This is a genomic window from Nocardia sp. NPDC003183 (assembly GCF_053590715.1).
The window spans coordinates 443,730-468,266 of the sequence record NZ_JBSFTG010000001.1 but is presented as its reverse complement, the minus strand read 5'-3'; the positions used below and the strand labels follow the sequence as shown (position 1 = coordinate 468,266).

The following is a 24,537-nucleotide window of genomic DNA, read 5'->3' as shown; positions in this document are numbered from 1 at the left end:
TGGGAGAATTGCCGGATGACGCGCCCCACGGCCCGAGTACTGGCCCTGCTCGAGCTGTTGCAGACGGGCGGCACCCATACCGTCGGCGAACTCGCTGGGCGGCTGGGCGTGGACGAACGCACCGTCAGGCGTTACGTCACCCATCTCACCGACCTGGATATCCCCGTCCGGTCGGTCCGCGGCCGCTACGGCGGGTACCGGCTCGCTCCCGGCTACCGGATGCCTCCACTCATGCTGACCGATGACGAGGCGGTAGCCGTGCTGCTCGGACTCCTCACCAGCCATTCGACGACATCGGTCCACGCCGCCGACAGCGCGACCGCCAAACTCCGCCGCGTCCTGCCCGCACGCCTGGGCGCTCGTCTCGACGCGCTGGTGAACACCGCCGAATTCACCACCGACGCCCGCCCCGAAGTCCCGGTCGAAACCGCCGTCCTCCTCGACATCGCCGCGGCCACCCGCGAACACCGACTAGTCGCCATCGGTTACACCGACCGGAACGGACAACACTCTCAGCGGACCGTGCACCCCTACGGCCTCGTCGCCCACTCCGGCCGCTGGTACCTGACGGCGATGGACAACAACACCGACGACCTACGCCAGTTCCGACTGGACCGCATCACTGAGACAACCACCCTCCCCGAAACCTTCACTCCACCGACCGAATTCGACCCGACCACCCACCTCGTGTCCGCCCTCGCCACTGCCCCCTACCGGCACGAAGTATCGATCCGCGTCCAAGGCACACCCACCCAAATCCGCCCACTACTCCCCGCGACCATCGCAACGCTGCACGAAATAGACTCCCCACCCACCGATCCCACCCCCTGGGTCCGAGTCCTCATCCGCGCCGAACACCTCGACTGGATTCCCCCCGTCCTCGCCGCCCTGAACCGCCCTTTTGTCATCGAGCACCCCGACGCCCTCAACGACGCCGTGCGCGCCCTGGGCCAGCGCCTCACCGCCGCCACGACATCCGGCGCAATCCCACCGACCGGTAATGCCGATGACTGAGCAACGTCGAGATCAGTAGGCAATCGCACCGCCAAGCCGAACCCGAACTTGGAGCAGGATCAGCAGCGCTCAGCTCTGAGACTTGATGTGAGGGAAGCCGATCGGATTGAAGTCCGCCCCGCTGTCGTCGACAGCACCGGAGAACTCGGCATGCTGGAATATCACCCCGTCGAACTTCGCGCCAGAGAAATCGCCCTTGAACTCTGCAAGCATGAAACTGGTTGTCTCGTGAAACTCGAAGTTTGTGCGTAGACCAGTCGTGCTCGGAGCATGACCGCAGGCGCGTGGAGATTGCCCGGGCACTGTATGGCACCTCGGTTGAGCGCCATCGCTCAGTACCTCTGCGCCAGAACCCACTCGCGCGCAACGATTTTGTCCTCGGCGGTGATCGCATGGCCGACCGATAGCACCTGATGGGTTACCCGGGCTCCCGCACGGCGCAGCTGTTCAGCCAGCTGGAGGCCGTCCCCGGGTGACCGGCGGTTGTCGTGAGCGCCGTCGACTATCAGAACTGGAGTGTTGTCGACGCGGTCGGCTAGATCATGGGCGAACGGGGCCAGGGGACGGAAGAGGATCGCTCCCGCCAGCAATCCCGGATAGGTGATGAGTAGAGCCGCGCCCATGATGGCGCCGTTGGAGAAACCGATTGCGACGGGGCGTCTGGTGAGGTTGTAGTCAGCGCAGGCGGTTGCGATGAAACCTGCCAGCACCCGCGTCCTGGTGACGATGTCGCGCGGGTCTACGCGACGGTCCGGCAAGCGATGGAAGAAGGCATAGCCCTCATCCATGCTGACCGTGCCACGGACACTCAGTTTTGATGCCTCTGGGGCAATTTCGTCGGCTACCGGAATGAGGTCGGATTCGCTGCCGTGTGAGCCATGGAGCAGAACGAGCGGTGATTCGCCTACAGCGCCGGCATGGAAGCAGTGAGCGTGCGTCGATGCCGTCATCGAAACAAACCCTACGGGGTTCAAGCCACCGCGGAACACGCGCTCGCACCCTCAGTGGGCATCTGTCCTGTTCCGGGGCGGCGCGCACAGGGGCCGGCACACTGCCTGCCGTTCACGCACAGAGGCTCACCTGCTCGAGGATTGCTCAGCAATCAGCAGAGCTGACCACGTATGCGGTCCCTGGGTTCTCGTCAACCTGACCGGGGACCTGCTTGTTCGTGCCGAGGTCTTCGGTGAGAATGGCCCGATGTCGGGTGTGAGGTTCGTGCGGCGCGTGGATGGGTTGACATATGAGTTCGTCCGCGATGGGGACGCGCACGGGTTCCCATCGTATAAGCGGACCGACCTCGATATCTGGTGTCGCCGACTCCCCGACTTCGGTTGGGTGGTGTGCAACGCGGCCGATGAGGTATCGAGTCGCCCATTCGACGAACCTGGGCAAGGCGAGGTTCCTCCTGAGGGCGTGTGGGTGAGCCGCAAGGGTGAACGGTCCTATGTCTACGACCTTGTGCGCACCGATCCGTGAAACTCTATGGGTGGCGACCTGCTGAAGTCCGTACTACTCCGCGACGTGACGTAATGTTTCGGTGGCGGACCTGCTGTGTCCGGGCCGCCGGGGTGAAGAGGTTGATCAGGTTGCCGTCGGGATCTCGAAACAGCACGATTTCGGCGAAATCTGGTGTAGCCCAGTTGGCTTCGACGCCGGTCACGTGCTGATAGAAGCTGACCAGTCGTTGGATGTCGTCAGTGATCACACGGATCGAGACGAGCTTCACTGTGTGCTCCTGCTGACGGATGCCACTGACCGACGACGAGGCGGTGGCCGTGTTACTCGGGCTCTTCCCCAGCCGCGGCGCCGACCGGCCGCCCGCGCAGCCGACAGCGCGACGGCCAAACTCCGCCGCGTCCTACCCCCACACCTGACGGCCCGGCTGGACGCACTGATCAACACCGTCGGCAAGGTGCCGTCGGGCAACAGTCCTCATCAGGAACTGGTTGCAGACAGGCGAATTTCGGCGCGATCGCCTCGAAGGAGGGGGCGGTGGTCTCCAGCCTGGGCATCCTGACACCCTGGACTCCACACCTGATTTCCGCACGATTCCTTGCAGGACGCAGACTAGTGACCAGACATTGGAAGGGGCAGAGTTGCGCATCGGGGTTTCCGGACCGCATGGAACCGGCAAGACAACCTTGGTCGAAGAGCTCTGTGCGCGACTGGAGCGCGGGCACACAGCAATCCAGGAACCGTACGTACTACTCGAAGAGGAAGGATACGAATTCGCGTATCCGCCCGTGGCCGCGGACTATTGGGCACAGTTGCGCTACGCGATGCGCCTACTCGGCGATCCCGCACCCGCTGCGGTATACGACAAGACACCGCTCGACTTCCTCGCATATCTGGCAGCCATCGGCGTCGACGCGGAAGCCGGGATCGACGAAACCGCCCTACGCACCGCACTGGCCTCCCTCGATCTGCTGGTGATTGTTCCCATCACTGCCGAGACCGAACGTGTACTACCCACACCGGAACTGACCGGGCTCCGGCGCAGCGTGAATGATGCTCTGCTGGAACTGGTTTACGTCGACGACATGCAGTTACTCGAAGACGTGCCCATCCTCGAGCTGGCCTGCCCACTTGACCAGCGCGGCCATGCGGTTCTGAACGCACTGACATACTGATCTGCCGATTCTCGTGCGATCGGTGTGGTGTGAGTTTCAGCTCGTACGCGAAGGCACATCTTCCTCGCGATCCTCTCGAAAACGACCTCTCGACTGCATCAGTTCGAGCGCCGCAGCCGCGACCGGCTTGATACGCCTAGGCCACCCCGAAGCGACGAACTCCTCATCGGACGAAATCCGAGGTGTCGCAGCACAGGCATCAAGGAGTGCTCGCTGCACCTTGTCGAGCGCAGTCACCTCTGCCGGTGTGAACGTCGACCATTCGCGCCATCGCCAGGCTCCGTCGTCGTCGATCGTGTCGAAGAACTCGTTGACGTAATCCCCGTACCCCCATCTACGAACACCCTCGTCCCCCTCGACGAGTGTCTCCAGTGCCTCAATCGCGCGGTTTCGCAGTCGCTGCTCGACAACCCGCTCGCTCGGCCGGTCCTGGTCGCCCACGCTCGTGATGCTAGCGGCCAGAAGCACGCTCATGCCACGACCCGCGCGACCCCGACGTCCGCGGTCCCAGCCGATTAACGCACTCACCTACCGATGAGCGTCCGGCTGGGCGGCGTCGCAGAGGGCCTCCACCTTTGCAGGATGGGCGAGCGCTGGATACATTGACGCCGTGATTCTTTCAACTGGGAAGGGCGTCGTGCGCCTCAGTCGGTGATCCCCCGCAGGGCCCAGGCCCCCGACGCGCGCCGCCGTGCGGGTGCTGGGTCGATCACCCGAGATCGGAAGCGCTTGCAGCGCAACCGATTGACAGCTATCAGCGAGATCGGGTTCGACTATCGGCCAGGACCACCCGGCCCCACCGACGTCCCCCAGATCATGCCCCGCATCGATACCATCCCTCTGACCGATCTCATCGACACCTTCGAAATCAGCGCCGACCTGGAGCCTGTGGGCGGCCGTTACGGTGGCCTCGTCCCCCTGTTCGTCCGGTTCGAGTCAGCGGAGGAGCATTTTCACGGTTCCTCTCCCCTCACCATGGGACAGAAGACTCCTGTACTTGCTTGCAGTTGCGGGGATTTCGGCTGCTGGCCGCTGCTGACGCGCATAATCTCGACCGGCGACCTTGTCGTGTGGGACCACTTCGAACAGCCGTATCGCACCACTCGTGACTGCGCCGCATTCGGCCCATTTCTGTTCGACCGCAATCAGTACGACAAAGCTGTCCAGAGCCTCGACGCCGCAATCGCCGCCCCTGTTCCAACGTCTCGATGACCTCGGAATGAGTCATCGCAGGAGCAACTCTCGAAACGTCGACCAGGAGAGTGCACTTCGTCAATCCTCGCAACCATCAGACGGTGAATTCGGAGAGCGTGATGGTCGGACGGCTGTTCGGGTTTGCCAGGCGGGTGCTCATCCTGCTTGCCTGGCGGTCCCACCACCTCCGCGCCGCCGAGCCCTATCAGGGTCGATGGAGAGCCGAATGCCCTTGTACACCACCGTGTTCGGCGAATCATCGTCGTTGTCCGGGTCGCCGCAGTCCGCGGGATCCGGCAGTTCCGCGATCTCCTCGATGACGATCTGCGCTCGCGCCGCACCGGGATCGAACATCTCCTGAAATGGCCCGACGAACGCCCCTCCCAGGCCGCGGTGCTTCGCCCGAACAGCCGCCCACCCCAACAGTGCCACCGGACCGATGGTGGCGATCAGCAGTAGCAAGTCCCCACCCATGCTTACGAGCGTACCGATGAGATCGTTCACTCCACTCAGGACGCAATTTGGTGCCAGCGGTTGCCCTGCCAGCCCGTGGTGGTGAAACCTCTCGGGAATGGACGAAGCGATCTGACAGCGCACCTCGCCGCCGCAGAGGCTGATTTCCAGGGCGCTGGATCCGCAACGAGTCATGAGGTGACACCAGGTACGGATTCAACGACGACCTCCTCGATGCCGCGCTGGCGGTACGCGCACACGTCGGGCGCCTCAACGACGTCATTCACGCGACCGTCATCGCGCGCGTGCTCCCCGCCATCTCGGAAGACGGAGAGGTAGTCGTCCAGCGGCCCTCGCTGGGATCGGGAAATGACCCGTCGCGACCGTTCGATCTGGAGACAGATCATCGATTGCCGACCTCGCAACACTTGTCCCGGCGTTAGCACTTCCGCCCGAGCTGATCTGACGACAGGAGCGGCTGAGCGAACACAGAAGTCTGCTCGTCCAGCAGGCGGCGGATCTCAACGTCCGGGTACGGGGTGCTCCGGCTCGTCTGCTGGAACGCGAGCATGAACGCGGACATCGCCGCAGCGACCGGCGCCTGCCGGGTGAGAACCGCGGCGGCCCCCTCGGATATACCCTCCGGCGGCGCACCCGCCGCGATGGCGCGCACCATCTCGATGCGTTCGGCCCGGTCGTCCCGCCGGAGCCCGTACAGAGCGGTGAGCAGCCAGTTCACCAAATAGGTTGCGGTGAAGCCGCGGTCATAGCTCTGGTTCCGGTCGAAGAACGCGGCTTCCTGCGGTGAGAGGTCGAACCCGGAGGAGAGCGCGAGGCCGTAATCTGCGAAGTAGAGGCGTCGACCGTCGGTCAGGATGTTCTGGAAGTGCGCGTCGAGGTGCAGGAGCCCACGGCCGTTCATGAAGGCGGTGGCGGCGGCCAACTCCCGGTCCACCATGGCGCAGGCCCGGTCGGTGGCCTCATCGCCCGCCTCGATCTGGCCATTCAGCCACTCGTGCAGGGTCTGCGGAATGTACTCCAGGAACAGCGCGATACTCGCCGAAGAGTCCCGAACGGCCTCGATCCGATGCCGTATCCGGGGTCGGTCATCCCAGTAGGCGACGGCGCGATCGATGTCGGCGAGCTCGTCCGACAGCGGCGTCGTGTCCGGCAGCACCCGCCAGTGGTACATCAGCGGGAACCCCTCGCGTTCGGCAGCGAGCACCCAGTTCGTCGTCATGGTGTGCACGGCGAGCTCGCGCCAAGCTCCGAAGCCCGCCCCACCGATGAGGCCGACACCGTAGTGGTAGAACTGCGGCACATCGAACAGGTTCGCCGTCGACCGGACGTTCTCCGGCTGCCGTTCCAGATCGGTGAGGGGCACTCGCTTCACGAAAACCGAAGCTCCGGCGATCTCCAGCAGCGCTGACTTCCCGCCGATACCGGAACCGATCGGCACGGCCGCATCCACGAGCTCGCCCAACGCATGATCGCTGTGCAGTGCCAGCGCAGTAGAGACGGCGCCGTGGACGCGCAGGCGCTCCGTGCGCGACATGTCAAGGGGCGCCGCAGCATCGCGGGACTCTCGGCCACGTATCACCACGTCCGCCCCTCCCCCAGCCGCACTTGCGATTCCGCGGCAATCAACAGTCAGCCTATCGCGGTCTCAACCTGTCGAACTCTGAGCAGGGTGGTATCGCTGTTGCCCGATCCGCGATCCTGGGTGCGGCCCGCTCTCGGCGTCGGAAAGCCGGCGCTTCTCATGTCACCTTGATGACGACCTTGCCCGAGATGTGACCGTTCTCGACGGTGGCGAGGGCTGCCGGGGCGTCGGAAAGCGGATGGACCGCGGTGATCACGGGTGCGAGGACTCCGTCGAGGGCCAGCTGGGCGGAGCGCTCCAGATTCTCTCGGTCCAGGCGACGCTCGATGAAACGCCCACCGAGGTCGGGCACAGACATATCACCCACCGCGATGACGTTGCGAGGATTGCGGGCCAGTGGCGCGACCGTCCGTAGCGAGGTACCTCCGACCAGATCGACGACCCCGTCGAAGCCGTGCGGAACCAGCTCGCGCGCCGCCGCGACGACGTTCTCGGCGGCGTAGTCGATGAACCGCACTCCGATGGCTTCAGCGTGCTCGCGCTTGGCAGTACTGCCGGTGCCGATCACACGCAGCTCGCGCCCGATGGCCAGCCGGGCGACGGCGAGGCCGACCCCACCGCCGACGCCGTTGACCAGGACCGTGGCACCGGCCGGAAGGTCGAGCTGGTCGAGCGCATCCACCGCGGTCGTCCCGGCCACCGGCAGCGTTGCCGCCACGGTCGCAGACAGGCCCACCGGGATGCGCGCGGTGTTCGGCGCGGACAGCACCGTCGTCTCGGCGTAGGTACCACCACCGGTGAGTGCGAAGCCGAAGACCGCATCACCCACCTCGAGCCCTTCGACATCCTCGCCCCGGGCGAGAACGATTCCGGCTGCCTCCATGCCCAGCACGCGGGGAAATGGACGTCCGCCGTCGAGCCCAGGGACCAGACCCGAGCGCACAAGGTGGTCAAGGGGATTCACGCCGGCGACGTCGACCCGGATCAGCACCTCGCCGCGACCGGGAACGGGATCGAGACGATCGAAGAACTCCTGTACTTCGGGCCCGCCATACCTGCCGAAACCCCACGCCTGCCCCATTTTCCGCCGCCTCTCGAATGACCGGCCCAGGTGATTCCGGGCTCTGTAGCCATCCTCACCCCTCACACCGATGTAAGAGGCAACCGATCGAGGTGCAGGTCACAGCATCAGGCCGACCGCGCCACCGGTTCGGCGGCCACCGACAGCTCCGCCCGGTGCCGGCTGTTGACCCTGATCAGCGCGTCGAGCGCATCTCGGTTCTCGGTCAGGTGCGCGATCTCGGCGTCGATCCGGTCGCGCTCGCGCGTCATCGTCGCGAACGTCTCCTCGGCGACACCCAGGTCACCGGGAATGTCCACACACGGCAGCACGGTCGCGATCACCCGGCTGGACATACCCGCGGCGAACAGCTGCCGAATGAGCGACACACGCTGGACCTCGGTATCGGAATAGTGGCGCTGCCCGGCGCCGGAGCGTGAGCTGGTCAGCAGACCCTGCGCTTCGTAGTACCGCAGTGAGCGCGGACTCACGCCCGTGCGCTTGGACAGCTCGCCGATCCGCATCCTGCGAGGCTACGCCGATGTGCTCCCAGCCCGGAGGGCCTTCGATGTAGTCAGCTGGGGCCGCGCCCAAGCGACGATTCGAAAAGGAAGTTCGGCAGTCGGCCGCTTTCGGCATGTTCGGCGAGCAGCCCGCGTGTGCGAGGACTGCGGTTCAGTCTGTCACCGCAGGAATCCGGGCGGTGGTGAGCCCGACGCGCATCGCGACTATCTCGGCAGTGGCGTCGCCGTGGTCGGTGTGCGCTTCGACGCGACGTTCATGGTCTGCGAGTAGCGCGAACCCGGCGTGACCAACCACTACGTCCAGGACCTGAACCCGCAGCCGGTATCGCACAAGGACTCGCCGCGCAATACGCTGGATTCTCGAAACCCTCGGCATGGCCACATGACATTCACAACGCACGCACCGATGAGTCTGCGCAGATCGCGGCGTCTGCACTACAGAACGACGAAGCGGCTCCGCGCGCCCGTTTCGCCGCACACCGTGAGGTGCACATCGCACCCGTAGGCGACTGAGTGTTGGAGGTACCTCGTGTCGGATGCCCTGGCCCGTGACACCCTGTGGGCGATGGCCCACGCCGAACGTGCCGCCCTGGCCGACGATCTCGCCGGCTTGGACGACCAGCAGTGGGGACGGCCCTCGCTGTGTGGGGACTGGGTGGTCGAAGAGGTCGTCGCGCACCTCACCGCAGCGGCGAGCATCGGACGGCTGCGCTGGCTGTCGAGCGTCCTGGGTGCCCGGTTCGACTTCGACAAGCACAACAACCGGCGTCTCGCCGAGCACCGTGGGAGTACTCCCGCCGAAACCCTCGAACGGTTCCGGGCGGTCGTCACCAGCACCCTTGCGGCTCCCGGACCCACGGCGGCCTGGCTCGGTGAAGTCGTTGTCCACGCACAAGACATCCGGCGTCCCCTCGGACTACCGCGCACACCGTCGACGGAAGCCGCTACCGAAGTCGCGCGTTTCTACGCCGGACGTGACTTCACCGTCACCAGCCGCAGTAATGCCGAGGGCCTGCGATTGGAGGCGACCGACGGACCTTTTGCTGCCGGGTCCGGCCCTGTCGTCAGCGGGACCACGATCGCGCTGACCATGGCGATGGCCGGCAGATCTGCGTACTGCGATGACCTCGCCGGACCCGGCGTGCCGATACTGCGCGACCGGGTGACCGCTCGATCCGGCACCCGCAGCGGATGATCCCGTCCCCCTCCGCCGAGGCCGCACCTGTCACGACCGTGCGGTGAACAGCGATCCGGGGAAGGGCCCGGACGCACCGTGGGCCTGTCACCAAGGCACTGTTCCGGCATCGTCGAAGAATCCGCCGGTCGGTCCGTCGTCGGGCAAAGTCGCGAGGTGAATCGCGATCGCCGCCCCCTGTGCTGGAGTGCGGACGCCTCGCAAACCGTTTAGATCGGTGGCGGTGAAACCTGGGCAGCCGGAGTTGATCAGGATGTTGGTGTCGCCCAGTTCCTTGGCGTATTGGATGGTGACGGCGTTGAGGAAGGTCTTCGACGCCGAGTAGGCAGTGGGAACCGGGCCCGTGTCGAGGCCGGGAGCGGTCTGCAGGGCGAGCGAGCCCACGCTGCTGGACATGTTGACGATTCGCGGTGCTGCCGAGCGGCGCAGCATGGGCAGCATCGCGTTGGTGACCCGGATGACGCCGATCACGTTGGTTTCCACGACAGCGCGCACGGTCGCGGGATCGACCGTGGTGGGCGTCTGTGGCACGCTGCCGGTGATCGCGGCATTGTTGACCAGGACGTCGAGCCCTCCCGCATGGTCGGCGATCAGCTCGGCCGCGGCGGCGACACTCGCGTCGTCGTCCACGTCGAGCGGCACGCCGAACGCCTCGATTCCGGCCGCGCGCAGTTTCTCCACCGCGGTGTCGCGGCGTTGTCGATCCCTCGCGCCCACACCGATTCGCCAGTCGAGGGCGCCCAGGCCCGCCGCGATCTCGAATCCGATTCCTTTGTTCGCGCCGGTCACCAGCGCGATTGTCCGTTCACTCATGCCGTTGACAATGCTGCGGATACGGGTGGGACGTCCAAGACCGATCGGGTGTGCGTCGATACCGCGCGGGTATTGGCCGTGGTAAGTGCCGGATACGATGGCCCGGTGGAGACGCGGGAGTTGCGATACTTCGTCGCCGTCGCCGAGGAGTTGCACTTCGGGCGGGCGGCGCAACGGCTCACGATGGCGCAACCACCGCTGTCGCGGGCGATCCAGCAACTGGAACGCCGGCTCGGAGTCGTTCTGCTGCATCGCACTACGCGCGCGATCACGTTGACCCCAGCCGGGGCGGTGCTGCTGCGGGAGGCCCGGCTGGCGATCGAAGCGGTCGAAGCCGCCGAGCGCCGCACTCGCCGCGCCGCTGCCGACCGGCCCGGTGTGGTGCTGGCGACCAAGGCAGGAGCGTCCAGCGAACTGTTGTCGAAGCTGCTGGACGCCTACGCCGCCGACCCCTGCGCTGTCGCAGTCGAGGTGGTGCTGTGCGGGCCCGGCGAACCGGAAAGCCTGCTACGCAACGGGAGTGCCGACGTCGCTCTGCTCCACCGGCCCTACGACACGACAGCCGGATTCGATACCGAGGACCTGCACACCGAACAGCAGATCGTGGTCCTGCCCGCAGGGCACCCCCTCGCCGACCGAACTCACCTGTCGATGGCTGAGGTCAACGCCCTGACGGACCTGCCCCTGCCGCGATGGCCTCGACCCGATGGAAGCTATCCGGACGGCCCCGGCCCACAGGTTCGCGACCATACCCAGTTGACCCAGCTGATCACGCTCGGCCGGGCCTGCGCGGTCATGCCCGAGTCGCTCCGAACCCAGCTACGCCACGAGCACGCCATCGTGGCGGTGCCGGACGCACCGGCCGTCACCACCGTCATCGCCTGGCCACCACACAGCAGATCACAAGCCATCGCCGACCTCGTCCGCACGGCGACAAGCCTCTAGGCGATGGCATCCGCAAATGCCGCATACCGCGCGGTCAGGAACGTCCGCATCTGCCGAGGACAGCTGGTCGCACTGGTCCCGGAAGACACGGAGATGCTCGGTGGCCTCGAGTTGGGCGGGATCCCACTCGTCACCATGCTGAGCCAGTTGACCGGACTGCCCTCGCTGTTCATCCGAAAGGCAGCGAAACCCTATGGCACACAACAGCTTGCCGAAGGCGGCGACGTGCGGGACCGCCGCATCGTCCTGATCGAGGATGTCATCACTACCGGTGGAGCGGTCGTCGCCGCGACCGAGCAGTTGCGATCGCGGGGAGCGATCGTCGACACGGTCATCTGTGCGATCGACCGCTCGAACCCGGATATCAACCAGCTCCCGTCGGTACAGGTGGCCGTGCGCCCCGTACTGACCAAACAAATTCTCGACACCGTGCATCAGCAGTAGGAGCAACGTGATTCGCGTCAGCGGGTGATCGTGCTGGCCGATTCGGTGAGCATGCTGCTCAGCCACTGCTGGGCGTGGCGGTGGTCAGGGGCCAGATACTCGGCTAGTTTCGCTTCGCTCGGAGACAGGTCGGGCGCCCAGCTCGGGATCGCCAGCACCCGCATCCCTGCCGCATGCGCTGACCGAATCCCTGCCACCGAATCCTCCACTGCTATACAAGTATTCGGGTCGACTGCGAGCAGGGCCGCGGCATGCAACCAGGGCTGCGGGTGGGGCTTGGTTTGCGTCTGGTCCTCACGAGCGACCACGACCTGCAAGGAGCGGCGCAGCCCGAAATGATCGAGGGTGGCAGCGACAAACCGGCGTGGAGAAGCCGACACCACACCGGTCACCGCCCGGCTCGTGACCGCCCTCAGCAGCGCGTCCACCCCCGGGAGCAACTCGATGTGACCGGCCTCGAGCTGGTCGATCATCGCCCTCACGCAATCGGCGATGACCTGATCGACGGAATCGACACCACACACCCGGGCCAGATACTGGGCCCAGTCACCGTGGCCATGCGTCCTGTGTCGGTCGACATCGGTCCATATATGGCCATGGCCGGCGGCGTATTGCGCCCAGCAGCGGTCCCAGGGCTCCATCGTCGCGGCGAGAGTCCCGTCCAGATCGAACAAGACGGCCTCGACGTACTTGCTCATGAGGGAACGGGCGCCGCGGTTCCGGTGGCGGCGATGAGCTGATCGATCGAAATCAGTTTCAGCTCATGGGAATCGGCGAAGGCACGCAATGCGGGCAACCGCATCACCGCCCCGTCGTCGTGACAGACCTCGCTGATCGCCGCCACCGGGGACAGGCCGGCCAGCCGCATCAATTCCACTCCGGCTTCGGTGTGACCTTGACGCGCCGCGAGCCCGTCAGGATGTGCTCGTAATGGGAATACGTGGCCCGGCCGTTGAAGGTCTTCCGGCCGGGTAGCCGGGTCCGCCAGTGCGCGCAGGGTAGCGGCGCGGTCGGCCGCGCAGATGCCGGACACCACGCCCGCTACCGCATCGACGGTCACGGTGAACGCGGCCTGCTTGCAGTCCTGATTCATTGCGGTCATCGGCGGCAACCCGAGCAGCTCGGCCCGCTCGACCGACATCGGCGCACACACCACTCCTCCGGTGTAGCGAATGAAGAACCCGAGCGTTTCAGGCGTGGCCAGTTCAGCGGCCATGATCAAGTCGCCTTCGTTCTCGCGGTGCTCGTCGTCGACCACGATCACTGGCCGGCCGGCGGTGATTTCGCTGATCGCATCATCGAGTTCATCGAAGAGATTCGCTCGGTCGTGTGTGCTCGCTGCAACGGTCATCATTGGCCTTCCTGTCCAGGTCATGGGAGTGAAATCACGCACTCAACACAGCAGGCAAGAAAGAAAACCAAGATCATTGTGATCGTACGCCCCGGGGCTTGCGCACGCAGCCCCCATCAACCGCACGAAGCATCCGCTCGGCCGCGTACTGCTGTTCCGGGCCTGACCTCGCGGAATATGTCGTTTGTTGTGCCGCCGCCGAGGGATGCCGTCGGCTAGTCGTCGGGGGACGCGCGGCGGTTGCGTTTGGTGACACCGCGCCGCTTCTTCGCGGAGATGCGTCGTTCCTTCGCTCCGCGCGAGGGCTTGGTGGCGCGGCGAACGGGTGGCGGGGCGGCAGCGGCATCGCGGAGTAGCGAGGTCAGGCGTTCGCGGGCGGCCGCGCGGTTCTGCAGTTGTGCGCGCTGCTCCGATGCGGCGATCGTGAGGACACCGTTGACCAGGCGGGTGGCCAGGCGGTCGAGCATCCGGGTGCGCAGCCACTCCGGCACCGAGGGTGAGTTGGCGAGGTCGAAGGACAGCTCTACCCGGCTGTCGGTGGTGTTCACGTGTTGCCCTCCCGGGCCGGACGACCGTGAGAACCGCTCGCGCAACTCGGACGCGGGTATCACCAGCCCCCGAGTCACGGTCAGGTCCTCTGCCATGATCCGACGCCACTCTCTCCGATCGAACAGCCACCTCGGCCGGGTCGGCCCAGGTCCGACTGGACAGTGACCTTGTCGTTCACGATAGCGATGACCTTGTCGGCGGGAAACAACCAGGCCGTCCCTTCGCACGCCAGGACAGTAGCGTGCAAGGGCGGCGCAAGGGTCCGCTGTCAGAGTCGATGACATGACGTGGCACAGCGGCCGACGAGCCGAGGGAAAGAACATTCTGGTGACCGGTGCCAACGCGGGCATCGGATACTTCACCGCCGAGCAGCTCGCGGCCAACGGTGCCACGGTGGTGCTGGGCTGCCGCGACACCACCAAGGGCGACCTCGCGGTACGCGCGATCCGGGCACGGGTTCCCGATGCTCGACTGCGGTGCGTGCGTCTGGATCTCTCGGATCTGTCCGCACTGTCGGTGACGGTGGGCGCCCTCGATGTCGACAGTCTGGACGCGATCGTGCTCAATGCGGGAATCCTGCTGTCCGGTCCCGATCGTCGCATGAGTGCTCACGGACACGAATTGATGTTCGCGACAAACCATCTCGGGCACTTCGCACTGGTCGCACATCTGGCACCACTATTGGCCGCGACAGCGAACAGCCGGGTGATCACGGTGGGCAGCTTCGCCGCGCGGTCGGAGCGACTCGATCTCGGTGATCTGCAATCCGAGCACGACTATCGGCCCAAGCGCACCTACGGGCGATCTAAGCTGGCCCAAATGCTGTTCGGTTTCGAACTGGATCGTCGTCTGCGCGCGCATGCTGCCGACATCGCCAGCATTGTCGTCCACCCCGGCGGTGCCTTGGACTCACTGACGCCGTCTCGGCCACCGCTGTTCGTTCGCACCACCGCCCAGCGCCTGCGCGGACTACCCGCGGGTGTTGCGCTACACGGTAAACACGCGGCGGCCGCCACCATTGTCCGAGCCGTTCTCGACAGCGAGATAGACGGCGGGCAACTCTGGGGGCCAAGGGTGTTCGGTCTTCGAGGGCAACCGCATCGCGAAACGCCCCACGCGCACATGACCGACCACGACACTGCTGCCGAACTGTGGGCCGCCAGTGCGGCACTCGCTGGCGTCGATCCATTCGTGTGTCCTTCCGCACCGACTCGGCAGTGACCCATTTCGGTTCGGCACCGCGTTCCGCCACACGGAGTGGCGGCGTGCGATCGGGATGACCGCAGGGCAGACTTGGCCGGTCCAGAAGCTTCATCGCCCCCGACACCGAGGCAACGATGACATCGATTCCGGCCGGTATCTCGCTCGACACACTCTCCGAACTGCCCCGATTTCCAGCAGGAACATCGTTCGGCCCCGATATCGACGCCGCCAACGAGATTCTGCTGTCCGCCGCCGATGAGCAGACCAAACGCGCGGCGTTTCTGGACTGGGCGGCCCGGCACCAGCCATGTGTTTTCGGACGGATGGCCACCAAGTCCGGCACACCAGCGCGAGGATTGGCGATGGATCTGTGCTGGGTCGGCGAACAGACGCTCGCGGCCGGGCCGCACGCGATCTCAGCCCGCATCGCCGCAGACCGACGCACCTGGAAGGAGCGGGCCGCGCGCGGAATGAGCAGTGCCTTTCTGGTGATCTTCAACAGCCGGTGTCTGGCTCACGCCCGGCCAGGCCCCGCATTCGCCCGTCTGTGCACCGAACTGGCATCGCTGTACCTCACCGAACTGGCACCCGTGCGGCCCGACGTGATCTATACCGAGGCGATCCCGCTGCGCGGTAGCGACGGGGTGCTGCGCCTGTTCAAAGGCAGTGTGCAGCTGTTCCATACCGGTGCCCATCTGCGCCGTCATCACGACCGCCGGATCCCCGGTGGGGTGATGATCTCGGTGAACGGACCGGGACACTACGCCAATTCCCTTGTCACCCAGGGTATATGCGCGGACCTGACCGAATCTGCGCCCATGGTCCGACGTTTGGCCGCACGCTCGATAGGCGCGGGTGGTCTCGGTGACGAGCGCGCGCTGAGCACCACTTGGCACCGCGACCCCGACCCCGCCGCACGCGACACCGCACGCTGGTTCTCCGCCGCCTACCACCTCGACGTTCTGGTCCAATCCGACGTAGTCAGCGATCCCGGGGCGCGAACCGGCCCCTGCCCCGCGCACGAACAATGGTCCTGGCTGCATTTGGACTACATCGACGCCAGCGAAACCTCCCGCACCGACCCCACCCACGGCTGGTTCCACGGCGTCCGCATCCCCGAGGGCGAATTACACCACAACCCTTGGCCCCCAGTCGTTCCCATCGACGCACCCGACTTCAACTACTGACCGCCTCGCCCGAGCCCGAGCGGGCGCAGTCGGTGGACCTCACTCGCTCACCGCACGAACCGACTCGGCCGCCCACTGCCCGTGGTCGGCACAGCCCTACCTCCGAGCATCCGCGTTTCTGCCAGGCTTGCGTCGGGGCATCGGGGGCATCAATCGTGGCACCGGCGGTAGCGGTACAGAACTCGGTGAGGCCCGGAACGCCTCGATCATGAGGGCAGCGAAGCGGCGCGAGGCCGCGATTCGTGCTGCCGATGTGCCCGCATGGATGCCGTTGTTGGCCATGATCATGAGGATGAGGTCGTCCGCCACGATGTCGGGGCGCAGGTGGCCGGTGTTCTTGGCGCGGCGGATCAGTTCGGCGGCGCCGGTGAGCGAGGAGTTGCGGATCGCGGCGAAGTCCAGCGCGTGCGGGTAGGCGGACATGAAGGCTGCGGCGAATCCATGGTCGCGGGCTTGCAGCTCGCAGAGCTTCTCGACGGTGCGGCAGAAGCCGTGCCAGGGATCAGGGTCGGCGAGCCCTTCGTCCACGAGAGTCCGGCAAGCGAGCATCTGATCGGTGAACGCCTCGGCAACCAGCATCTCCTTGGTCGGGAAATGGCGATAGAGGGTGGCGGGGCCGACCTGGGCGCGCCGGGCGATCTCGCGCATCGGCACATCCAGGCCGTCGATGACGAACACCGCGCGGGCCGCATCGAGAATGCGTTCGCGGTTGTCCCTGGCATCCGAACGCAGGGTGTGAGGCAAACCAGTGGTCACCGCTCTCACTTTAGCTAAACGGACGGGGGCGTCCGTTACGGTCCCACTGGTCAGTTCCCCTCGAACAGAACACGGAGACGCCGATGAAGGCAGTAGTGGTCCAGGCATTCGGAGGTCCAGAGGTCCTCGCGGTGGTCGAACTCCCGCACCCGAATCCGGCCGCCGGAGAGGTGTTGATCACGACCGAGGCGATCGGTGTCGGCGGTGTCGACGCTCTTGTCCGAAGTGGCGCGCTGGCCACCTTCGGGATCACGCCAGGTCACATTCTGGGCCAAGAGGTCGTCGGCACTGTGACCGCGGTCGGCGAGGGCGTCGGCACAGGGTGGATCGGTCAGCGCGTGTGGGCGTTCACCGGTGAGGGCGGCGGCTATGCCGAGCGCGCCGTCGCTTCCGCCGAGACGCTCGTTCCCGTTCCAGAGGCCCTGTCGGCTGTGGACGCGGTGACCCTCGGCAGCTCGGCCATGGTGGCCCACTTCGCTTTACGCCATGCGCATTTCACGCACGGAGAGTCGGTGCTGGTGCGTGGCGCGGCGGGCGGAATCGGCGTGGTGGCAGTCCAGCTCGCGGCTCGTGGCGGTGCGGGTGCGGTCGCGGTCACCACTTCCTCACCTGCGCGCGGCGATCGCCTGCGCGGTCTCGGCGCGACACACGTGCTGGACCGCGCCGGCCGGGGTGCGGACAACGCTCCTGCGGGCTACGACGTCATCATCGATATCGCCGCCGGTGCGGATCTACCGTCGTTCCTCACCAAGCTCGAGCCCAACGGTCGGATGGTGGTCGTCGGTGTTATGGCAGGCATGCCGCCCGCGGATTTCGGCGTGGAGATGATCAAGGCTTTCCGGCGATCGACGTCGTTCGCGACCTTCAGTGCCGATACCGTGCCTATATCCGACCGGCGAGCAGCAACCGCCGAACTATTCGCGGCCGCGGTTCGCGGCGAGCTGAAAGCAGTTGTGCACGAGATACTTTCCCTTGAGCAAGCTGTGCTGGCTCACCGGAGAATGGACGCCGGCGAGGTGTTCGGCAGAATCGTGCTCATTCCATCGGTCACCAAGCGTCGGTGAGATCGCTTGCTGCTCCGAACATCCTGTACGCGGCTAGGCGAACCTCGTAGTGAGCTCGGTCGCGATCTCATAGTGGCGCACGAGGAACGAGCGTTCGTCGAGCTTCTTGCGGCGCAGCCAGCCGGTCACCTCGGCGTTGCACTTGCTGGCGTTGCACGACCCACACGCGGGCACGACGTTGCCGAGCGTGTAGCGGCCACCGCGCGAGAGGGCCTGCACGCAGTCCTTCTGCAGCGAGGTGACGGGAGATTTGCAGTAGGCGCACCCACCCCAGGACGTTTTGAGCGCGTCCCACTGCGCGTCCGTGAGGTCGTGGGAGACGGCCGCCATCCGCTTCTTGCGCTTACGTGCGGCGCGGACCTGTTTGCTACCCCCAGTCGGCACGACGGTCAGGATACGCGTAGCGATGATCAATTGGCCGGAGGCCGGGCCACTATCTCCGGCACAGTCCGCACCGTGGACACCGAGCCTGAGTCTGTTCCCCTATCCCCTGGGCCGTCGCGGACCGGTGCCGCTCAGCAGGTGCTTGCTGCCGGCTTCGCGGCGAATCGGTCGGCCAGATAGGTCAGGGCCGTCGGCATTCCCAGCATGGCTTCGGTACCGTGCTCGCCGACGGAATTCTCTACCAGCTGCACCGGAATCCCAGCGGCGCAGTATTTTCCGGCCAGTGCCCGGGCGGCACCGATCGGCGCGAACTCGTCAGCGACAGCGTGATGGAGCAGCACCGGCACGGCAGGTTCGCCCGGACGGAACAAGGGGCTGGCTTTTCGCACCACCGTGCTCAGTTCGGCGTTGTTCGTGATCGACCCAGGCCAAGCTTCCAGCGCCGCCGCATTGAGAAACGGGTACGCCAGAGCGGCGTGGGGCACGCAATCGGCCCGGCTCGCGGCCAGCATCCTGCGGCCGGATTCGTTGAGGTACTGAGCCACATCAGCTTCGGGATAGGACCGGTCCAACCCCACCAGGCCGACCACAACCGCGCCACCGGCGATTCCACCGCTGAAGCCGGACATGGTGGCTTCCAGGTCCGCGACGACCCCGCCCAGCACCACACCGGACAATCGCAGTTCCGGGGCGTAGGTGGTGTGCGCTTGCGCGGCGATAGCGGTGGCCTGTGCACCGCCGGAGTATCCCCACATGCCGATCGGCGCCGCGGGGTCGACAGCCGCGGGCGCGAACGCTCTGGCCGCGCGGATACCGTCCAGCACGCCGTGGACATATCCGTCGGCACCGAACAAATCGGAGTCGGGACCCTGATAGTCCGGTACGACCAGAGCCCAACCCTGTTGCAGTGCAAACCGAATCATGCCGGTCTCGGCGTACGCGCCGCTGGGGACGCCCTCGATCCCACCACGCAGCGCATACGAAGGTGCGCATTTCGAGCCGACGCCGTCTTCGGCTACCTGGTACGACAGCAGCGGACGCGGGCCGTCACCAATCCATTCTCGATGCGGTACAAGGACTGTCGCGATGTAGGCCCGGGGTGCCCCATGATTGTCGATCGTCTTGTACTGCACCTGCCAGGCATCCGCCGGCAGCGGCTGCGAGAACGACTCCGTTTCGATCACCCGCGACGCGAGCACTGTCCCATCGGCCAGGTCGGCGAGACCCGCAGGCTGGGCGTAGAACGAATCCTGTTCCGGCAGCGGCACTGCCGTAGCCCAACCCGCGCACGCCGCTACCAGCGCGAAGACCACACCGCCAAGGGCCGCCCGCAATGTCGCGATCTGCACTGCCCGCATCGAACACCCCACCCCGAGAACCTGTTCTAGTTTTGCGTTCCCGCGAGAGTAGTGCATTCGACAGGACCTGACACCCGAACCAGCGATCTGGTGACCGGGTAGTCGATGGGGATGCCGCATAGCAATATCCGACAAAGCCACCTACTCGAACAGCGGCACGACATCTGGTGTTCAGGCTGGATAGCGTTGTACCCCATGGGATCCGGACTAGCCGAAGATATTCGAGGTTGCCGGGCAAGCGAATGGGGGCAGGGCCTTGTTTGTCGACAAGCGTGACCGCGTGTTGCTGGTCGAGCCGTCGCACAAGCCCCCCTGGACACGACTCGCCCCTGCGGCAGCTGCCGCCTAGCTCAGGTGAGCCGGGTGTCGGCGAAGACCACCATTGCGTCGCGGTAGTACGTTGCAAGCCCTACAGCGATCCGGTCGAAATTCTCGGCATGGCCCGGATCATCATAGGTACGAGCCAGCGCCTTGAACGCGCCAGCGCCCGGGTCCCAAGTCGCGCGGATGAGCTGGTATGCCGTCTCGATCTCCGCCTGTACGGACGGGTCGCTCACCGCCGTCTCGGATGACATGAATTCGGCCATCCGAATCATCGCTGCGGTCGTATCTCGCTGCATCTGTTCGATGTCCTCGGTACTGAGCGAGTCGATGAACTGTTGCGACCGCTGCCGGGTCTGCTCCTGATCCGGCCAATCGTCGCCTCGTACAGCTTCGTACCGGTTCGGGTCGAAACCTTCGAAAAGGTTTTCCGGCCTGTTGATTTCGGTCACAACAACTGTTCCGTTCTGTATCTCGAGTTCCTCGATGGTGCGGGCAAGCGTGTGTGCTACCCGGGCGAGACGATCACGCTTGTGGGTCACCTTCGCGTGCTGTTCGCGCAGCGCCTGCACGTGATCGGTCTGCCCGTCGAGAATCGCCGCGATGGCATCGAGCGGCATATCCAACTCCCGCAACACGAGAATCTGCTGCAACCGCAGCAGTTGCCCCTGCTCGTAGACGCGGTAGCCATTGCTGCGAATACCAGCGGGCGGCAGCAGCCCTATCTCGTCGTAGTACCGCAGCGTGCGCGGCGTCACGCCAGACATGCGGGCAATTTCGGCAACAGACCAGAACACACCCATCCTCCTACTTGGAACTCGACCGGCCGATCCGGCACCTCGACGCTAAACATGCACGCAACGTGAACCTCAATACCCGCGGCCGAGGTTGAATTCGGTCGGTGGACCGAGTGGTCTTCAGTCGGGTTGGTCGGCGGCGAGGAAGGGTGTCATGAGGCTGAGCAGTTCGTGCGGGCGGTCCAGCGGGATGATGTGACCGCAATCCGGAATGATGTGTCCGGTGAGGTCGGTGGCGATGGGGCGTAGCTGACGCTCCAGCGCGTCGCCGACCGGGTGGGCACCGATCGCCAGGGTGGGTACGGTGAGCCGGTCGGTCGCCACGGCGTGATCGATCTGGTGAGCGCTGGTCGGCAGTGCGCGGTAGTAGGAGAAGGCGCAGCGCAGGGCGTCATCTCCGGTGTAGGCATCGACGAACGCGTCGCGGATATCTTCCCGCACGCCCCGGCCTCGGGTGCCGGTGGTGAGGAACCACTCGATATACCGCGCCTCGTGGCCGAGCAGGACCGTTTCGGCGAGACCGGGGACGGCATGGAATCCGAACCACCACGGCGGACCCGCGACGAGGAAGTCCTCGGCGCCGGGAAGCCTGCCCAGCAGTGCTTCCATGACCACCAGCCGCCGTACCCGGTCGGGGTGCCGCAGGGCGAGCAGGACCGCGACCGGGGTGCCTGCGTCGATCGCGACCACGGCCGCGGTGGGTTCGCCGAGGGCATCGAGGATCCCGGCGATATCGGCGGCCAGCGTGCCTGCGTCGTAGCCGTCCGACGCACGGCTGGTGGCGCCGAACCCGCGTAGGTCCGGGGCAACCACCCGGTACTGCGCGGACAACGGGCCGATGATCTCGCTCCACAATCGCCAGGTGTGCGGAAAGCCGTGCAGCAGAACGACTGCGGGCCCGGAGCCTGCGATGGCGACATTGGCGCGGATGCCGTTGGTCTCGATCTGGCGCAGCTCGATAGGCGCGGCATGGAGCGGCGGCGTGCGGGACATGGGACCTCTGGTCAGTAACTATTAGTTATCAGGGAACGATAGGTAATCTCAGGTACGCTGCCTAGACGGCACGTCGACTACAGGTGGTGAGGTCCAGGTGACTACTCGATCAGCGCAGGTGAAGGCACCGGATCGCGGCGATCTGTTCGATGCGCAATGCCCGACACGTCAGTTGCTGGACCGCATCGGCACAAAATGGACGTCGATGGCGGTCAAGGTCCTCGCACAGGCCGCCCCGGATGAAGTGCGGTTCGCCGAGCTGCGGCGGCGAATGCCCGGTGTATCCCAGAAGATGCTGTCGGTGACCCTGCACAACCTGACCCGGGACGGTCTCGTTACCCGCCGAGTGGAACCGACGGTGCCACCACGCGTGCACTATGGGCTCACCGAACTGGGCTCGTCCCTGGAGGTCCCCTTGGCGGCACTGCGCACTTGGGCAGAGGATCATATGGCCGAGATCGACCGCGCCGGCGCCGTCTATGACGCACACGCCGACCCGACCACCGAATAGCTTCCCCAGCGGGCGCCTTCGCAGATCGGTCGGGCAACACACCCTCGGGCTCGGCATATATCGCTTGCGGCGAGCGCTGGAGGTACCGCACAATGGGCGGCCGAGGCCAGGACCTGCGGAAATCCGGGATCAGCGCGCTGCCTGCACGCGCGGTGGCGGGGATGCGGCGACGGGATCGGCGAGAATTCGGGCGAATGGGTGGTTCATGTTCGATGTGATCATTGCCGGCTGTGGGCCGACCGGTGCGATGCTGGCCGCTGAGCTGCGGTTGCACGATGTGCGGGTTCTCGTGCTGGAGAAGGAACCCGAGTCCGTGTCGTCGTTCGTCCGGGTGGTCAGTCTGCATGTGCGCAGCCTGGAGCTGATGGCGATGCGCGGGCTGCTGGATCGTCTTCTCGAACGCGGACGGCAGCGTCCGGTCGGCGGGGTTTTCGCCGCCATCGCCACACCGACGCCCGAGGGGCTGGATTCCGCGTACGCCTATCAGCTGGGCATTCCGCAGCCGATCATCGATCACCTGCTCGAAGACCATGCGATCGAGCTGGGTGCGCAGGTCCGAAGTGGTTGCGCGGTGGCCGGTTTCGAGCAGGACAACGAGGGCGTAACTGTCGAGCTGGCTGACGGTGAGCAGGTGCGGTCGCGGTATCTCGTGGGCTGTGACGGTGCGCGCAGTACGGTGCGCAAACTGCTCGGTGTCGATTTCCCCGGTGAGCCCGCGCGGACCGAGACGTTGATGGGCGAGATGGAAGTGGGTGCCTCGCAGGAAGAGATCGTCGCCAAGGTGACCGAAATCCGCGCGACCCATGCGGTATTCAGTCTCAGGCCCTTCGGGGAGGACATCTACAGCGTCGTTGTTCCCGCCGCGGGGGTGCGCGAGGATCGCACGGAACCGCCCACGCTCGCGGATTTCCAACAGCAGTTGCGCGCGATCGCCGGAACCGATTTCGGCGTGCACTCCCCGCGCTGGCTGTCTCGTTTCGGCGATGCCACCCGGTTGGTCGAGCGCTATCGGGTCGGTCGGGTGCTGTTGGCGGGCGATGCGGCGCACATCCACCCACCCGCCGGCGGTCAGGGGCTGAATCTTGGCGTTCAGGACGCCGTCAACCTCGGCTGGAAATTGGCTGGGCAGATCCACGGCTGGGCGCCGGAAACCCTGCTGGACACTTATCATTCCGAGCGTCATCCAGTCGCCGCGGACGTGCTGGACAACACCCGTGCCCAGGTCGAACTGGCGTCCACCGAGCCGGGCCCACAGGCCGTCCGCAGGCTGCTGACCGAACTGATGGGCTTCGACGAGGTGAACCGCTACCTGATCGAGAAGATCACCGCGACCGCCATCCGGTACGACTTCGGCCCAGGCCCCGATCTACTCGGCCGCCGCCTGCCCGACCTCGACCTGAAACAGGGCCACCTCTACGACCGACTACGTCAGGGCCGCGGTCTGGTCTTGGACCGCACCGAACGCCTGACCGTCGACGGCTGGTCCGACCGGGTCGACATCATCGCGGATCCCACTGCGGCACTGGATGTTCCAGCGCTGCTGCTACGTCCCGACGGCCACGTCGCCTGGATCGGAGAGCACCAGCAGGACCTGAACACCTGTCTCTCCCACTGGTTCGGCAAGCCCGCACATGCGTCTCGATGACGTCCGCGCCATCCACACCAGTGGAGCCGGCTACTGCTTCGGGCCGGGCTGATCCCGTACGGCACCGTTCGGCCACACCACATCGACCGGAATGCCCCGCGCACGCGCCAGCGCGACCACGGTCCCGGTACCGGCACGCTCGCCGGCCTTCCCGTCCCACACCGCGATCATCCGGTCGGCCTCGCTGACCAGGACCTCGTTGGCGGCTTCATACGCTTCGCGGCCCGCGTTGCCGAAGTCCATGACCCGAACCGTCGTGGCCCGCTCGATGAGCCCGTCGAACTGCGCCAGGTGATCCGGCTTCACTTTCGACTCCCGGTAGTCGCGCGACGGCACCACCACCTCGAGCTGCCCGCCCGCGTCGAGAACCACTTCCGCGAATACGCTGTCCGCGCCGCGGGCAAGGCACGAGATGCCGACCAGACCCGGTGTGTCGGCGATCAGGTCGGCGATGGCCGCACGAACGAGCGGGATCGTTTCGGCCGAGATGTTCGTGTGCCCGGTGACGCTGATTCGCATCACACCATGATGCCGGGGCCGCGA

General features: G+C 65.8%; 29 protein-coding genes. 11 read left to right on the top strand and 18 right to left on the bottom strand.

Annotated elements, in window-relative coordinates; translation table 11 throughout:
* The first annotated feature begins 15 nt into the window (after positions 1-15).
* Positions 16-1,014, top strand: a complete 999-nt coding sequence (locus tag ACWDXS_RS02145) for a helix-turn-helix transcriptional regulator (protein ID WP_449961093.1) — start codon at positions 16-18, stop codon at positions 1,012-1,014.
* A 69-nt stretch (positions 1,015-1,083) separates the two neighbouring features.
* Here the strand turns inward: ACWDXS_RS02145 and ACWDXS_RS02140 are convergent, their stop codons facing one another.
* The 3 genes from ACWDXS_RS02140 to ACWDXS_RS02130 form a co-directional block, all read right to left on the bottom strand.
* On the bottom strand, positions 1,084-1,227 hold the full coding sequence (locus ACWDXS_RS02140; protein WP_449961090.1) for a pentapeptide repeat-containing protein: 144 nt from the start codon (positions 1,225-1,227) through the stop codon (positions 1,084-1,086).
* A 119-nt stretch (positions 1,228-1,346) separates the two neighbouring features.
* Complete coding sequence (locus ACWDXS_RS02135) at positions 1,347-1,964, bottom strand: alpha/beta hydrolase (protein ID WP_449961087.1); 618 nt, start codon at positions 1,962-1,964, stop codon at positions 1,347-1,349.
* A 530-nt stretch (positions 1,965-2,494) separates the two neighbouring features.
* Positions 2,495-2,740: a VOC family protein gene (locus tag ACWDXS_RS02130; protein WP_378989880.1), complete on the bottom strand. Its 246-nt coding sequence runs from the start codon at positions 2,738-2,740 to the stop codon at positions 2,495-2,497.
* Between the two features lie 370 nt (positions 2,741-3,110).
* Here ACWDXS_RS02130 and ACWDXS_RS02125 point away from each other — a divergent pair, with 370 nt between their 5' ends.
* Positions 3,111-3,644: an AAA family ATPase gene (locus ACWDXS_RS02125; protein WP_449961084.1), complete on the top strand. Its 534-nt coding sequence runs from the start codon at positions 3,111-3,113 to the stop codon at positions 3,642-3,644.
* A gap of 36 nt (positions 3,645-3,680) precedes the next feature.
* On the opposite strand, the gene ACWDXS_RS02120 is transcribed toward ACWDXS_RS02125, so the two are convergent.
* On the bottom strand, positions 3,681-4,085 hold the full coding sequence (locus ACWDXS_RS02120) for a hypothetical protein (protein ID WP_449961081.1): 405 nt from the start codon (positions 4,083-4,085) through the stop codon (positions 3,681-3,683).
* A 288-nt stretch (positions 4,086-4,373) separates the two neighbouring features.
* Here ACWDXS_RS02120 and ACWDXS_RS02115 point away from each other — a divergent pair, with 288 nt between their 5' ends.
* Positions 4,374-4,856, top strand: coding sequence for a hypothetical protein (locus ACWDXS_RS02115; protein WP_379316722.1), 483 nt, complete (start codon positions 4,374-4,376; stop codon positions 4,854-4,856).
* A 138-nt stretch (positions 4,857-4,994) separates the two neighbouring features.
* Here the strand turns inward: ACWDXS_RS02115 and ACWDXS_RS02110 are convergent, their stop codons facing one another.
* From ACWDXS_RS02110 to ACWDXS_RS02095, 4 genes are all read right to left on the bottom strand, one after another.
* The gene (locus tag ACWDXS_RS02110; RefSeq protein WP_449961077.1) at positions 4,995-5,312 is read right to left on the bottom strand and encodes a hypothetical protein; all 318 of its coding nucleotides are present in this window, start codon (positions 5,310-5,312) and stop codon (positions 4,995-4,997) included.
* Between the two features lie 418 nt (positions 5,313-5,730).
* Positions 5,731-6,846, bottom strand: a complete 1,116-nt coding sequence (locus tag ACWDXS_RS02105) for a protein kinase family protein (RefSeq protein WP_449961075.1) — start codon at positions 6,844-6,846, stop codon at positions 5,731-5,733.
* Positions 6,847-7,051: 205 nt separating this feature from the next.
* Positions 7,052-7,975, bottom strand: a complete 924-nt coding sequence (locus ACWDXS_RS02100) for an NADP-dependent oxidoreductase (RefSeq protein WP_449961072.1) — start codon at positions 7,973-7,975, stop codon at positions 7,052-7,054.
* A gap of 107 nt (positions 7,976-8,082) precedes the next feature.
* Positions 8,083-8,478: a MerR family transcriptional regulator gene (locus tag ACWDXS_RS02095; protein ID WP_449961069.1), complete on the bottom strand. Its 396-nt coding sequence runs from the start codon at positions 8,476-8,478 to the stop codon at positions 8,083-8,085.
* A gap of 529 nt (positions 8,479-9,007) precedes the next feature.
* Here ACWDXS_RS02095 and ACWDXS_RS02090 point away from each other — a divergent pair.
* Complete coding sequence (locus ACWDXS_RS02090) at positions 9,008-9,673, top strand: maleylpyruvate isomerase family mycothiol-dependent enzyme (protein WP_449961066.1); 666 nt, start codon at positions 9,008-9,010, stop codon at positions 9,671-9,673.
* Between the two features lie 87 nt (positions 9,674-9,760).
* Here ACWDXS_RS02090 and ACWDXS_RS02085 read toward each other — a convergent pair whose 3' ends face one another.
* A complete protein-coding gene (locus ACWDXS_RS02085) occupies positions 9,761-10,486 on the bottom strand; it encodes an SDR family NAD(P)-dependent oxidoreductase (RefSeq protein WP_378989872.1) in 726 nt (241 codons plus the stop codon).
* Between the two features lie 105 nt (positions 10,487-10,591).
* On the opposite strand from ACWDXS_RS02085, the gene ACWDXS_RS02080 reads away from it, so the two are divergent.
* The gene (locus tag ACWDXS_RS02080) at positions 10,592-11,431 is read left to right on the top strand and encodes a LysR family transcriptional regulator (protein WP_449961063.1); all 840 of its coding nucleotides are present in this window, start codon (positions 10,592-10,594) and stop codon (positions 11,429-11,431) included.
* A 3-nt stretch (positions 11,432-11,434) separates the two neighbouring features.
* Positions 11,435-11,875, top strand: a complete 441-nt coding sequence (locus ACWDXS_RS02075; protein ID WP_449961060.1) for an orotate phosphoribosyltransferase — start codon at positions 11,435-11,437, stop codon at positions 11,873-11,875.
* A gap of 17 nt (positions 11,876-11,892) precedes the next feature.
* On the opposite strand, the gene ACWDXS_RS02070 is transcribed toward ACWDXS_RS02075, so the two are convergent.
* The 3 genes from ACWDXS_RS02070 to arfB form a co-directional block, all read right to left on the bottom strand.
* Positions 11,893-12,573, bottom strand: a complete 681-nt coding sequence (locus tag ACWDXS_RS02070) for an HAD family hydrolase (protein WP_449961057.1) — start codon at positions 12,571-12,573, stop codon at positions 11,893-11,895.
* Positions 12,570-13,250, bottom strand: a complete 681-nt coding sequence (gene ribB, locus ACWDXS_RS02065; RefSeq protein ID WP_449961054.1) for a 3,4-dihydroxy-2-butanone-4-phosphate synthase — start codon at positions 13,248-13,250, stop codon at positions 12,570-12,572. The genes ACWDXS_RS02070 and ribB overlap by 4 nt, the downstream gene beginning before the upstream one ends.
* Before the next feature lie 191 nt (positions 13,251-13,441).
* Complete coding sequence (gene arfB, locus ACWDXS_RS02060) at positions 13,442-13,870, bottom strand: alternative ribosome rescue aminoacyl-tRNA hydrolase ArfB (protein WP_379313894.1); 429 nt, start codon at positions 13,868-13,870, stop codon at positions 13,442-13,444.
* Between the two features lie 187 nt (positions 13,871-14,057).
* Between arfB and ACWDXS_RS02055 the strand changes: the two genes are divergently transcribed.
* Both ACWDXS_RS02055 and ACWDXS_RS02050 read left to right on the top strand, forming a co-directional pair.
* Positions 14,058-14,996: an SDR family NAD(P)-dependent oxidoreductase gene (locus tag ACWDXS_RS02055; RefSeq protein ID WP_387447316.1), complete on the top strand. Its 939-nt coding sequence runs from the start codon at positions 14,058-14,060 to the stop codon at positions 14,994-14,996.
* A 116-nt stretch (positions 14,997-15,112) separates the two neighbouring features.
* A complete protein-coding gene (locus ACWDXS_RS02050; protein ID WP_378989863.1) occupies positions 15,113-16,165 on the top strand; it encodes a hypothetical protein in 1,053 nt (350 codons plus the stop codon).
* Between the two features lie 96 nt (positions 16,166-16,261).
* Here the strand turns inward: ACWDXS_RS02050 and ACWDXS_RS02045 are convergent, their stop codons facing one another.
* Positions 16,262-16,921 carry a TetR/AcrR family transcriptional regulator gene (locus ACWDXS_RS02045; RefSeq protein ID WP_387447314.1) on the bottom strand — a complete coding sequence of 220 codons (660 nt, stop codon included), beginning with the start codon at positions 16,919-16,921 and terminating at the stop codon, positions 16,262-16,264.
* A gap of 83 nt (positions 16,922-17,004) precedes the next feature.
* On the opposite strand from ACWDXS_RS02045, the gene ACWDXS_RS02040 reads away from it, so the two are divergent.
* Complete coding sequence (locus tag ACWDXS_RS02040; protein ID WP_449961049.1) at positions 17,005-17,985, top strand: zinc-binding dehydrogenase; 981 nt, start codon at positions 17,005-17,007, stop codon at positions 17,983-17,985.
* Positions 17,986-18,018: 33 nt separating this feature from the next.
* On the opposite strand, the gene ACWDXS_RS02035 is transcribed toward ACWDXS_RS02040, so the two are convergent.
* From ACWDXS_RS02035 to ACWDXS_RS02020, 4 genes are all read right to left on the bottom strand, one after another.
* Positions 18,019-18,369 (bottom strand): HNH endonuclease, encoded by a 351-nt coding sequence (locus tag ACWDXS_RS02035; RefSeq protein WP_449961047.1) that lies wholly within the window; start codon positions 18,367-18,369, stop codon positions 18,019-18,021.
* Positions 18,370-18,500: 131 nt separating this feature from the next.
* Entirely contained in the window at positions 18,501-19,727 is a 1,227-nt protein-coding gene (locus tag ACWDXS_RS02030; RefSeq protein ID WP_449961045.1) for a lipase family protein, read from the bottom strand.
* A gap of 350 nt (positions 19,728-20,077) precedes the next feature.
* The gene (locus ACWDXS_RS02025; protein WP_449961042.1) at positions 20,078-20,851 is read right to left on the bottom strand and encodes a MerR family transcriptional regulator; all 774 of its coding nucleotides are present in this window, start codon (positions 20,849-20,851) and stop codon (positions 20,078-20,080) included.
* Positions 20,852-20,965: 114 nt separating this feature from the next.
* Positions 20,966-21,838, bottom strand: a complete 873-nt coding sequence (locus tag ACWDXS_RS02020; RefSeq protein ID WP_378989855.1) for an alpha/beta fold hydrolase — start codon at positions 21,836-21,838, stop codon at positions 20,966-20,968.
* Between the two features lie 97 nt (positions 21,839-21,935).
* Between ACWDXS_RS02020 and ACWDXS_RS02015 the strand changes: the two genes are divergently transcribed.
* Together ACWDXS_RS02015 and rox are read left to right on the top strand one after the other, a co-directional pair.
* Positions 21,936-22,349 carry a winged helix-turn-helix transcriptional regulator gene (locus ACWDXS_RS02015; protein WP_449961038.1) on the top strand — a complete coding sequence of 138 codons (414 nt, stop codon included), beginning with the start codon at positions 21,936-21,938 and terminating at the stop codon, positions 22,347-22,349.
* A gap of 205 nt (positions 22,350-22,554) precedes the next feature.
* On the top strand, positions 22,555-23,994 hold the full coding sequence (rox, locus tag ACWDXS_RS02010) for a rifampin monooxygenase (RefSeq protein ID WP_378989852.1): 1,440 nt from the start codon (positions 22,555-22,557) through the stop codon (positions 23,992-23,994).
* Positions 23,995-24,024: 30 nt separating this feature from the next.
* Here the strand turns inward: rox and ACWDXS_RS02005 are convergent, their stop codons facing one another.
* Complete coding sequence (locus ACWDXS_RS02005) at positions 24,025-24,513, bottom strand: hypothetical protein (protein WP_449961034.1); 489 nt, start codon at positions 24,511-24,513, stop codon at positions 24,025-24,027.
* Positions 24,514-24,537 lie beyond the last annotated feature (24 nt).

Bases quoted from the DNA above. Each gene is read 5' to 3' on its own strand.
- ACWDXS_RS02145 (WP_449961093.1), top strand. From the start codon at position 16: ATGACGCGCCCCACGGCCCGAGTACTGGCCCTGCTCGAGCTGTTGCAG.
- ACWDXS_RS02140 (WP_449961090.1), bottom strand. From the start codon at position 1,227: ATGCTTGCAGAGTTCAAGGGCGATTTCTCTGGCGCGAAGTTCGACGGG.
- ACWDXS_RS02135 (WP_449961087.1), bottom strand. From the start codon at position 1,964: ATGACGGCATCGACGCACGCTCACTGCTTCCATGCCGGCGCTGTAGGC.
- ACWDXS_RS02110 (WP_449961077.1), bottom strand. From the start codon at position 5,312: ATGGGTGGGGACTTGCTACTGCTGATCGCCACCATCGGTCCGGTGGCA.
- ACWDXS_RS02105 (WP_449961075.1), bottom strand. From the start codon at position 6,846: ATGTCGCGCACGGAGCGCCTGCGCGTCCACGGCGCCGTCTCTACTGCG.
- ACWDXS_RS02100 (WP_449961072.1), bottom strand. From the start codon at position 7,975: ATGGGGCAGGCGTGGGGTTTCGGCAGGTATGGCGGGCCCGAAGTACAG.
- ACWDXS_RS02095 (WP_449961069.1), bottom strand. From the start codon at position 8,478: ATGCGGATCGGCGAGCTGTCCAAGCGCACGGGCGTGAGTCCGCGCTCA.
- ACWDXS_RS02085 (WP_378989872.1), bottom strand. From the start codon at position 10,486: ATGAGTGAACGGACAATCGCGCTGGTGACCGGCGCGAACAAAGGAATC.
- ACWDXS_RS02075 (WP_449961060.1), top strand. From the start codon at position 11,435: ATGGCATCCGCAAATGCCGCATACCGCGCGGTCAGGAACGTCCGCATC.
- ACWDXS_RS02070 (WP_449961057.1), bottom strand. From the start codon at position 12,573: ATGAGCAAGTACGTCGAGGCCGTCTTGTTCGATCTGGACGGGACTCTC.
- ribB (WP_449961054.1), bottom strand. From the start codon at position 13,250: ATGACCTGGACAGGAAGGCCAATGATGACCGTTGCAGCGAGCACACAC.
- arfB (WP_379313894.1), bottom strand. From the start codon at position 13,870: ATGGCAGAGGACCTGACCGTGACTCGGGGGCTGGTGATACCCGCGTCC.
- ACWDXS_RS02055 (WP_387447316.1), top strand. From the start codon at position 14,058: ATGACGTGGCACAGCGGCCGACGAGCCGAGGGAAAGAACATTCTGGTG.
- ACWDXS_RS02050 (WP_378989863.1), top strand. From the start codon at position 15,113: ATGACATCGATTCCGGCCGGTATCTCGCTCGACACACTCTCCGAACTG.
- ACWDXS_RS02040 (WP_449961049.1), top strand. From the start codon at position 17,005: ATGAAGGCAGTAGTGGTCCAGGCATTCGGAGGTCCAGAGGTCCTCGCG.
- ACWDXS_RS02030 (WP_449961045.1), bottom strand. From the start codon at position 19,727: ATGCGGGCAGTGCAGATCGCGACATTGCGGGCGGCCCTTGGCGGTGTG.
- ACWDXS_RS02025 (WP_449961042.1), bottom strand. From the start codon at position 20,851: ATGGGTGTGTTCTGGTCTGTTGCCGAAATTGCCCGCATGTCTGGCGTG.
- ACWDXS_RS02020 (WP_378989855.1), bottom strand. From the start codon at position 21,838: ATGTCCCGCACGCCGCCGCTCCATGCCGCGCCTATCGAGCTGCGCCAG.
- rox (WP_378989852.1), top strand. From the start codon at position 22,555: ATGTTCGATGTGATCATTGCCGGCTGTGGGCCGACCGGTGCGATGCTG.
- ACWDXS_RS02005 (WP_449961034.1), bottom strand. From the start codon at position 24,513: ATGCGAATCAGCGTCACCGGGCACACGAACATCTCGGCCGAAACGATC.